This is a genomic window from Acinetobacter sp. YH12052 (assembly GCF_013419835.1).
GTDB lineage: Bacteria > Pseudomonadota > Gammaproteobacteria > Pseudomonadales > Moraxellaceae > Acinetobacter > Acinetobacter amyesii.
This window is the reverse complement of sequence record NZ_VOZI01000035.1, coordinates 1-10,147: the sequence shown is the minus strand read 5'-3', so window position 1 is coordinate 10,147 and position 10,147 is coordinate 1. Positions and strand designations below refer to the sequence as shown.

The window sequence follows — 10,147 nt, the reverse complement described above, 5'->3', positions numbered from 1 at the left end:
GCTTACGCGCCTGCGCAATGGCTGCGTCTGGCGCCAGATACCGGCCTCCATCGGAGAAACTGTCCGAGGTTATGTTGACGATGCCGAAAATGATGAGCGATTTATTCATGGGGGCTTCTATAATAATAATAATCGAGCATGAGTCTCATACGGATGCTCGGGTCGAAAGGGAATCCCCAGGCGAGTAACCTGTTTGCGGTGATCTGAACCGTACCGGGTTTGTCGGAGACTTTTTTATTTAAGTTAGGCCACCTGACCTAACGGATTAATTTTATCATAGTACATTGCTTCAAAATCAAAAGGTGGCACATAACCGGATGAAAAAAGGCTTACTTTCATGGGCTTTTTGATTATCGATTTAACATAAAATCTCTTATACGAATTGCATGTTAGAACCTATTCAAAGTCCATATTTAATAGCTTCTCTTAGCGGATTTACTCATCTTCAAGCACTTGTAAGTAAAGCTCATCAGCTTTTTTAGCAATAGCTTTGCCGTTCTCACGCATCTCTAACTCTTTGGCTACATAGGCTTTAATTGGCGTGTTGTAATAGCCACCCCCATAGTAATCCTTGATGAGTTTTAAAGGCACTTCAACACCATGTTCATCAAAAAGATTACGTCTATAGTTATATTCATAAATCGTATCGGCATAGGTCGGCAAACGTGGCAGATAAGTCAAATGCGGTGGTGTTAAGTCCACCTTATTCCATGTGCTTTTTGCTCGCTTCTGTAAGAAACGATGTGCAAAGTGAAGTATCTGACCTGCTTGGGAACGGCTTGCTTTAAAGACTGACCATGTTTCCATAAGCAAAAAAAGATTTTTTAGGTCTGCTCGGTTCTTCTCTGCCGAAGCTGTGGTCTTTTGGCTAACCAATTTATGAATAGTATCAATAAATTTTTTCTTAATTTTTTCAACACTTTGTTTAGTGTATCGCCAAGTCCACGTATAAGCCCTTACTCGGTCTTTGTAGTCCTTCTCATCACCTAAGACAAGCTGTTTATAAGTCTTATGTGTATCTCTAAAAAGCTCCAAAGTCATAAGGGCAGTGGGTTTTACAGCAATCGGTTTTTTTAAGACGAACATTTTGGGTTCATTGTCTTTGAAGTAATCTGCTATCAGCGTCATTTCTGCTGAGATCGAATCGAGATCCCACTTAAAGCCTTTGTACTTCTCTTTAAGTTTCTCAATTTTTAAACGTTCTGATTCTTTGGCAAGTTTATTAATCTCAATACCGTTGAAAGTATTGAAATCTCTACTTGTAGGCGTAGTGAATAAGAAATACAGAAACCATTTTTCCTCATTAAATACATCCCTTTGCACGATCATCGTGCAAATAGGATGACCCTTTTCTAGGCGGTAAGAACGTTGTCTTGGTGAAATCCCTAACTCGTAGCGTTCTGTCATCTTCTCCAACAAAGAATCAATTGATTTTTTAGAACTGTCATATTCAAAGTTGAAATAGAAATATGCGCCATTGGCAACATGGTCAGCGAGCCGTTGCATTGTAAATTTTGTGTGTGGACTAAAAATTATCATCCAAAATATTTCCAATAATTGTTATCAAGGGTTAATTCACAAAATACGCTGTTTTTTGATCAAAAACTAGCATTGTAATCGAGTAAAAGGATTTTTGGTTTTTAGCTGTTTTTTGCTTTTTCCATAGCGAAGCTATGGTGAACTTGCGAAGCAAGTTTTAAAGACTTCTAGACGGTATTTGTAAGAGGGTAATAAGTAGTTCCTGCAAATCGACTATAGACAGCATATTTTTTGTGCATTATGATTTTTTCATCAGTTGTGAAGTGTGTCTGACCAACGCACCTAAAAGACCTTTGACCGTTTTTTAGTGTGCCGTTAGGCACACTAAAAATTTTGATTTTCAACAGCTCACAGTGGAAAGGTTGACAGCCTGAAAACTGCTTGACGAAGCGGACTGCCATTTAACCGTGGCTCGGTACGTTTTGATGAGGGCTGATGAGGGGTGGTGCTGTTTTGCCTACCCTCAAATTCTACTCAATCCACTTCATAGTTGTTTTGGTTCTTGAAGTTGGGCGACAAGGAAACGGAATCACCGAAAGGTGGCGAATGGGTTAAACCCCATTCTAGGCTGAAAGGGCTGAAATCCTGCTTTTGAAGAAATAGTGAGTGAAATCCATAGATGGAGAGTAGCGTTAATAACTACCGTTCTTCGCTGAATCTTTAGGGTTTGGCGAGGTGCGTGGCACACACGATGGCTTCTGCGGTATTCGAGAGGGTACAGGCGATCAAGGTGAAAGCTGGCGAGAGTGGCACTTTTTGGTCAGGTGGTGAATTTGTCGTGATGATATTCCATTTTGGCTCGAAAGGTCGATGTATAGCTTAAACGTGTTAAAGGTGGGGAGAGATCCTCATCGACTGTGCTAAGTAAGTGTTCTACCCATGATGATATTTTTTAAACTGCGGAATCGGTATTTTGGAACTGCGTACCGAAAAGCAAGGAAAAGGTTTAGAAAATTAGTGGATGGGCGTACTGCTTGTTAAGACTTCAAAAGATAACTTGGGACGCACTTTTATGTCATTAGGTTTTGTCACCTAAGTATTTGAATAACTTATTTTAAGTTATCGGCATAGATGTGTTGGAGCGATCTTTAGTAGCGCATATAAGGTAAGTTGTTTTTGCCGAAGTTGTACCGTTAAACGTCTGAATAGTTTGCTCGTCTTTTGTGAAATAGATAGGGATCTATAATCACAGGAGATTTATTAATCGGATTGGAATATCCATTAAGTAAGTGAATGAATAGGACGTTTCTTTAGAGCAGGCTTAAATAGTTTCTTTGAAAGTATTTAAGCTCTCTAAAGTTGGGAAAAGACCATAGCTACCGTTGTCAGAAATGGCTTGTTAAGGGAATCGTGGTTTTGCGAAAGAGTGATGTTGAGGCTACAGGGGACTGTAGTTGAGTGTGTTACTTCTTGCATGGTAAAAGTGCTTGAAGGCTGTGAATTTAATGTCACAGGGAAATCAAAAAGGTTAAATGGGGATTGGTCTCCCCTGCTGTTCGAGTTGGTCGCTCGGACTAAACTAAACTTCTGAAGACATAGTTTTTCGAGGTTGTTATCCACCATAGGATAAATATTTTCTGATTTTATGAATAAATTCAGCGTTTTAAAGTTTGGTATCAGTTGGTTGGCAATTGATACTGCGTCAAATTTTACGGTGCATACGTTATAAGCATTTTAGACCCCCTCGGATATTCTTAACCAACAGAATGTCGAAACGAGGTGGGTTGCCTTATTTCATCTTTAATTTGGCTCTAATCTGTTAGCTAATGACAGAAACAGCATCCCCATATAACGACAAATATCTGGGTCTATAGGTGTATTTTCTTCCAACCATTCATCCACAGTATCAGCGACTATAACTAAATCCATTTTTAGCATCTCAAGCTCTGATTCATCCGTGTATATTTCACTAATATATTTTGAGTTTGGACTCAACTCTAGCTCGTCACTCACTACTCACCTATTTAAATATAGCTTTAAATGCTCACTATTTGCGTTTTAAGCGACTTTTTTGCTTAGATATAATCTACCAACCCATCACTCTAAAAATTAAATCTAGCGCAAACTGTGCGTAAAATTAAAAAGGTTTAATCAAACATTCCTAGATGTATGCAAAATTCTGAGAATGAATACCTTTTTTTTGTCTTCATCAACTTGAATGATGGCACGATACGGGCTGTCAACAATCAGCATTTCTCTAGTTCCTAAACTCCCTTTTCTCTTTGTTCGGTTTGGCGAGAAGTAGAGTGTTTCTAACTGATCAGTGATTTTTAGGTACATACTTTCAGCTAGCTGCTCACCCCAGTTTTCGATCCCATACGCCAAAATTTCAATTAAATCTTGTTCTGCTTGTGGCAAATAAGAAACTTCATAACTCATTTGCTACGGCTCGCTACTAATTCTCGTGCTTTTTGCATTGCTGTAGCGTGTACCGTTTTCATTGCAGTCGTTTGTAATGGATGTGATTTCAAAGAATTTAGGGCTTCTGCTATTTTCTCTTTTTCCCAATCTTCATAATCATCACTTTCAATATCAAAAAGACTTTCTAAGTGAGTACCTTTCACATCTTTCAAAGATAAAAAAACACCAACTGGACGTTTATTCTTAGTAACTAAGACAGGCTCTCTTTGCATCGTATCCAATAATTCACCAAAACGAGATTTAGCATCTTTCGCTGTAATAACTTGCATGTTTTAAACCTCAATTTAAAAAGTAGGCATTTTGTCTATTTTAGACATTAAAAAGAATTAATCAAAGATAATTTTGTAAAGGTTTTTCTTAAACAAAATTCTCGATAAATACGGCTTTGTTGCATAAACATTTTGCAAGGCACTGATTTTTAAAGGTTTGTGAAACAAAGCCAGAGGAAACTAAAAACAAAAGCATTTTGACACTGTATAAAAAATGCAAAATCACATAGATTCTTTACTAGCTAATAAATCAAACACTTTAGAGATAAGTGAAGAGTTTATTGGTGGCATTATTCTTATGGCTAAATTGGAAAATCTATGGTGATCAGGATTTCTACCAGTAGCAACAAAGAAGGACATACTAAAACCAACGGATAAAGTGGTTTACGATGATATATTTTCCTTAGTCAAAAATTTTGATGATGTATTCATTAAAAATGGTCTTGTTAAGCCTGATAGTCTGATCACATACAATCCTAGTTATTCTGCAAATATTTATGTTGCACTAGGTGGAATAGATGCAGATATTTGTATTGATGAAACACTATATGATTTTAAAAGCACAAAAAATCAAAGCTTTATGATTAAAGATAGTGTGCAGATAACAGCGTATTATTTATTCTATTTAATGGATCGGATTATGTCTTCAACAGTGCAGATGCAATGCCACAGAATAAAAAAAATTGCGTTATATAAAGCTCGGTTTGGCCAAATTGAATATTTTGATGTTAAGAATATTCCTGAAAAAGATTTAAAACATGCAATTTCTGAGCTTAACAGAATGTTTAAATTAGGTATGCCTGAGCAGAAAATTAAGGATTTTAAAGCTTGTTCGGCATAACCTTTTCATTAAACAAACATCTGCTGCAACAAGCCTTTTTTCCAAGTCTTAGCCTGTTCAATTTGCTGTGCCACCACTTCAATTTTTTGATCAATCGCGGAAAGGAAGTTAGCGATTTTGGTTTGTTCTTCGAGACATGGAAAATTCAATTTGTAATTAATCACATCTTGATTTGAGATGTTTGGTTGTGCACTAGCAGATGGTATGGATTGAATGTAATTATAAAAATCTTGTGAGAGCATTACTTGGTATAAAAATTCATTAATAGATTTTTCTTTGGAAGTAAAAGTTGCTACCCGTTGATTAATGAAAGCTGATCCAGATTTAACTTTCCCAAGTTTTCCAAATGTTGCACCTGACAAAGCCATTACAATTGAGTCTTTATATACAAGGTAACGACTATCTGGTATTTCTGAAGACGTAATACCTTCAAATCTATCAAGATCAATGTTTTTCTGAATATCACCTATTCTTAAAACCTTAGTATCACCTTTTCCAAAGTCTGTACTTTTGAATGCAAATCCACCTTGGATATTTGTTATATCACCTAGCTTTCCATCAACCCACTCCTCAAACTCACTGCCATCATCCGCTTTAAAACGAATCTGCTGACTAAACAGCTTTTGCATCATACCTTGCTTGTATTGGCTGAGCAGTTCATGTTTTTGTGTGAGTTGGCTAATCTTTTCATCCACAGCAGAAAGAAAAGTAACTATTTTGGTTTGTTCTTCTTTTGAGGGAATACTTATATCAACATTATAAATCGAAGTTGTATTTAGACTTGGTACACCTGTAGCCTCATTTAAACCTAACCAATTCACTTCAAGGGCATGTTGAAACAAAAATAAATGTTCTCATCTGCTCCTGCTCACCACCGTTCGTTCCTCACGGATGGTGAGCAGGAGCAGATTTCGGTAATATTCACCCTACCTTCGCCAAGTCAAAAACTGGCTAAAGGTATTCGGAATATCACCTATGAAAGTCGTTTGGTCTCACGGTATGGAGCCGCTATCGCCTTCAATCGGTATGCTTGGATTGCGTTTCAGTCACAAGCACAAGAGAGTATTTGCAGAGCTGGGTCTCTGTCCTACACACGCCTTTCTCTCTCACCAGCCCCGCAACTCGGCGAGGGTTTCCCCAACTTACCATTCTGCGAAGTACTGGCGTATTCCCTGCGATCCCCCCCTAGTGCATACATCAGCTGAGAGGGCGACTAGTGCATTACTGCACATTATCGTCTTGTAATTCATGTACCTGCCGTCACTTATCCTCCTGCATACATGAATCGCTCTACAGAAGCCGTGATAAACACGCACTTACAAACTTCCATAGCTACGCAGAACAAGCGATATCGAACAAAATTGGAGTGCATTACTCAACCACAATAATTTGTTGCTTATTTGATGGGCGACAAAATTCTAAATAACGAAGGATTCTCAATTAACAGCTTGCAAAAATATTAAAAAAAGTAATAATATTTCTTAGGTACAAGCCTTTCGGTGAAATCTGCACGAGTTGTTGGCTCTGCTGATCTTCGTTAAATGATGCGTCAACATCAAATAACTGCGTACCGTCAAATATAGAAAAAACCGTCTCAGATAGCAACACCTGAGACGGTTTTTTTTTGGATTTTTTTAATTTTTATATCATTATAAAACATTGACCGAAAAAAGATTTTTAAATAACTTACATAAGTTATGTAAGTTATTTAACTAAGTCAAAAAACTCTATTGAACTTGATTAAAAATCTCTTATAATTTTAAGTTAAATAAGTTACGTAAGTTACATAAATATGATTATTTTAGTTGGTGGTGAAAAAGGGGGATCAGGCAAAAGTTGTCTAGCCCAAAATCTTGCAGTGTACTTACAAGCTCAAAATAGAGATATTTTATTACTTGATGCAGATCCACAAGGTACAACTACAGACTGGATTAAAGAAAGAGATGAGAATGATAAAGTTGAAAACATTCCATCCGTACAAGCAGCTGGAAATATTAGACAAATATTATTAGATCTTTCCAAACGCTATCAAGACATTATCATCGATGCAGGTGGCCAGGATTCTGAAGCTTTACGCTCTGCTATGACTATAGCAACACATATGCTTCTTCCATTTCGACCTAAAAGAAGAGACCTCAAAACTCTTGTGCATGTTGAAAAATTAATTCGATTAGCAAAAGCTGTAAATCCAGATCTTTATACAAGAGCAGTCATTACACAATGCCCAACTTTGCCTAGCCAAGCACAACGTATTCTAGATGCAAAAGAAGCTTGTGAATCTTTTGACCTCATACCATTAAATAATTTTACGTGTAATCGTAATATTTATGATGATGCAGATGAAAATGGATTATCAGTATTCGAAATGTCATCAGATGAAAAAGCGAAACAAGAAATTGAGCTCATAGCAAAAGAGTTCTTGGGAGAATTTTGATGGCACTTAAAGGACTTAAAAAAGCTGATCAATCTTCTAACCAAGATCAAATTGAAGATTTTATAAAAGGTGCTTCAAAGCGTGTAAAAAAGATAGAGCCTAGCCATCAAACCTATAAGAGATATACTTTTTCTTTAACAGAAGATGTCAACCAAGAAATTGATCAATTACTCGTTGCTTGTCGAGTTGCTAAAGCGAATCGTTCCATTATCTTAAAAGCAGCTATACATCAACTTAAAAATCTCTCCGATGAAGAACTTCAACAAGTAGTTCTAAATGAAGTTAAATAACTTACGTAAGTTATTTAACATAAATAAGTTAGTTTAATTACATAATCACGTGGAACATTGCTCAGTTATTGATCGTGGAACGTGAACAATCATTAAAAAAGCCCAATCGGGTGTGATTGGGCTTTTTAATACACCGTAAACCTATGATTTATATAAAATAAAAATTTGCATTGCGTATAAGGTGTATTATGTTAATTTTAGATAAACTATAGAATCCATTAGTTTTTAAACCAATAAATTAAATATTTTATGGAACTCCAGAATATTTATTCAGGCGATACTTAAGCAATAAGGGTAGGGTGATTACATAAAGTATTGCAGCTAATGCCCATACCATTCCAGGAGCTGATGCCTGAGTCATAAAATAGAGGCTAGTAACTAATACAGGACCAATTATAGCCCCCAGACTATTAAAACTGCTTAATAGCCCTTGTAATTCACCTTGTCTTTCATCACTAATACCTCTGGACATCATTGCTTGCAAAGCAGGAACGGCTACTCCACCAAGGGCAAACAATGGTAACAACGCAAAAGGCACCCATTCTTCAACAGCAATAGATAAAAGAAGAAAACCAATTGCATCGCAAGCTATTCCACATAACAACGTATTTTTCTCTCCAAACCTCTTTACCATAGGGGCGATAGCAAAAGCCTGTGCAATAGAATGGCATATTCCATAACTAGCAAGGGAAACACCTGCAATAAATATACTCCAGCCATAACGATCCTGCCCATAGATAACCCATAAAGTTGCGGGGACTTGTGAAACCAATGTGATAATTAAAAAGATACCAAGCAATGGAGCCATATTAGGTTGAGTGATCAAATAGGATAATTTCTTTAATATTGATTGCTCCTGAACCTTCTCAGTCATTTTATTGCTGTGTTTTGATTCTTTTAATAAGACTGCTGTCATTATTAAATTAATCCCATTCATAAAAGCAGCAGCAAAGAACGGTGCATGTAAGTTCCATTCACCCAAAACTCCACCTATTACCGGACCCGCTATAAACCCAATACCAAAGACAGCTCCAAGGAGACCAAACCTTTTTGCACGCTCATGGGCTGGAGTAATATCTGAAACATAAGCTGTTGCAACAGCCATGTTGGCACCTGTAATTCCCGCAAAAATACGACCAATATATAGCCACAATAGAGAAGGAGCAGCAGCCATTAGGAGATAATCAGCCGTTGCACCAGCAATTGAAATAATTAATACAGGTCGACGTCCAAATCGGTCACTCAACGCTCCAAGGATAGGTGCAAAAATGAACTGCATCAGAGCATACACAGCTAATAAAGCACCATAGTGAACACCGCCTGCTTCAGCTCCAGCCAATGACCGTAATAATTCAGGCAAGATCGGCATAATTAAACCAATCCCAACAGCATCCAGAAATATAGTGATTAAAATCACGCTCAATGATTTCTTCACAAATGCCTTCTCTAGCAATGATAGAATTAATATTCTCTCACACACTCCCTATCAGTGATAGATTTATGAGTAAAAAAGATATTGCACCTCAACGTCTGACACGTGAAATAGTCCTGCGTACCGCATTGGATATGTTGAATGAAGAAGGCATAGATTCAATAACCACACGCAAGCTAGCTCAACGATTGGGTATTAAATCTCCAACTCTATATTGGCATTTCAAGAATAAATCCTTGTTAATGGAAGCAATGGCGGAAACCATTATAAATGAACACCATTTAGTTTCTTTACCCATCGATGGGATGACATGGCAAGATTGGTTGCTCGCTAATTCTGTAAGCTTTCGTCGAGCACTACTAGCTTACCGTGATGGTGCTCGTCTACATGCAAGAACTAGCCCCAGTCAAGGACATTTCAACACGATTGAGGCCCAAGTTGCGCTGTTATCTCATGCTGGGTTTTCTCCTGTTGAAGCAGTTGCATTACTTATGACATTAGGAAGGTTTATTGTTGGGTGGGTCCTTGAGGAGCAGCAAGAAGAAATAAGATCAGACCCACCATTCGAAGCCGATCCAACTATATATCCACTCATGCTCCAAGGAGTGAATACCTTACAAAATATGAATGCGGATGACATTTTTGAAAATGGGATTCGTATGGTGATTATCGGTGCTGAAAGACAACTTGATATTAAAATGCAAACTTAACTCTATACTGCTTTAAGCAACTGTTCTATTTAGTAATAAAGCTTTTATCCTTAATTATTTAACATAATGGCTGTTATGCGAAACGAGATCTACCAGCTCTCGTTTTTTGTTATGGAAACTGCTAAAATTCAAATACGCCATTGACGTATAAAGAGTCCATGTTATTTATTGAAACCAGCATCTTTACCAAGCAAATTAAAGACCTTGTATC

At 37.2% G+C, this 10,147-nt stretch carries 9 protein-coding genes and 3 pseudogenes; 4 read left to right on the top strand and 8 right to left on the bottom strand.

The genetic code is table 11. The features are described 5' to 3' along the window. The 6 genes and pseudogenes from FTU06_RS16175 to FTU06_RS16150 all read right to left on the bottom strand — a co-directional run. A pseudogene (locus FTU06_RS16175) lies at window positions 1–109 on the bottom strand (dihydropteroate synthase); the annotation flags it as partial. 134 nt (window positions 110–243) lie between these two features. Beyond that, a pseudogene (locus tag FTU06_RS16170) lies at window positions 244–315 on the bottom strand (type II toxin-antitoxin system HipA family toxin); the annotation flags it as partial. Between the two features lie 120 nt (window positions 316–435). Then, window positions 436–1,506, bottom strand: a complete 1,071-nt coding sequence (locus FTU06_RS16165) for a hypothetical protein (protein ID WP_257234451.1) — start codon at window positions 1,504–1,506, stop codon at window positions 436–438. A 1,773-nt stretch (window positions 1,507–3,279) separates the two neighbouring features. Next, window positions 3,280–3,492, bottom strand: a complete 213-nt coding sequence (locus FTU06_RS16160; protein WP_136144253.1) for a hypothetical protein — start codon at window positions 3,490–3,492, stop codon at window positions 3,280–3,282. 138 nt (window positions 3,493–3,630) lie between these two features. Then, entirely contained in the window at window positions 3,631–3,918 is a 288-nt protein-coding gene (locus tag FTU06_RS16155) for a type II toxin-antitoxin system RelE/ParE family toxin (RefSeq protein ID WP_174560947.1), read from the bottom strand. Beyond that, a complete protein-coding gene (locus tag FTU06_RS16150; RefSeq protein ID WP_174560948.1) occupies window positions 3,915–4,229 on the bottom strand; it encodes a type II toxin-antitoxin system Phd/YefM family antitoxin in 315 nt (104 codons plus the stop codon). Before FTU06_RS16150 ends, FTU06_RS16155 begins: the two co-directional genes overlap by 4 nt. A 379-nt stretch (window positions 4,230–4,608) precedes the next feature. Between FTU06_RS16150 and FTU06_RS16145 the strand changes: the two genes are divergently transcribed. Continuing rightward, complete coding sequence (locus FTU06_RS16145) at window positions 4,609–5,070, top strand: hypothetical protein (protein WP_257234450.1); 462 nt, start codon at window positions 4,609–4,611, stop codon at window positions 5,068–5,070. A gap of 8 nt (window positions 5,071–5,078) precedes the next feature. Here FTU06_RS16145 and FTU06_RS16140 read toward each other — a convergent pair. Further along, window positions 5,079–5,918: pseudogene (locus FTU06_RS16140) on the bottom strand (restriction endonuclease subunit S); the annotation flags it as partial. A 944-nt stretch (window positions 5,919–6,862) separates the two neighbouring features. Here FTU06_RS16140 and FTU06_RS16135 point away from each other — a divergent pair. After that, window positions 6,863–7,504 carry an AAA family ATPase gene (locus FTU06_RS16135; protein ID WP_180073099.1) on the top strand — a complete coding sequence of 214 codons (642 nt, stop codon included), beginning with the start codon at window positions 6,863–6,865 and terminating at the stop codon, window positions 7,502–7,504. Continuing rightward, the gene (locus FTU06_RS16130) at window positions 7,504–7,794 is read left to right on the top strand and encodes a hypothetical protein (RefSeq protein ID WP_180073097.1); all 291 of its coding nucleotides are present in this window, start codon (window positions 7,504–7,506) and stop codon (window positions 7,792–7,794) included. The genes FTU06_RS16135 and FTU06_RS16130 overlap by 1 nt, the downstream gene beginning before the upstream one ends. 247 nt (window positions 7,795–8,041) lie before the next feature. Here the strand turns inward: FTU06_RS16130 and tet(39) are convergent, their stop codons facing one another. Next, window positions 8,042–9,229, bottom strand: a complete 1,188-nt coding sequence (gene tet(39), locus FTU06_RS16125; RefSeq protein WP_180147589.1) for a tetracycline efflux MFS transporter Tet(39) — start codon at window positions 9,227–9,229, stop codon at window positions 8,042–8,044. Between the two features lie 65 nt (window positions 9,230–9,294). Between tet(39) and FTU06_RS16120 the strand changes: the two genes are divergently transcribed. Further along, window positions 9,295–9,936 carry a TetR/AcrR family transcriptional regulator C-terminal domain-containing protein gene (locus tag FTU06_RS16120; protein ID WP_004787586.1) on the top strand — a complete coding sequence of 214 codons (642 nt, stop codon included), beginning with the start codon at window positions 9,295–9,297 and terminating at the stop codon, window positions 9,934–9,936. Window positions 9,937–10,147 lie beyond the last annotated feature (211 nt).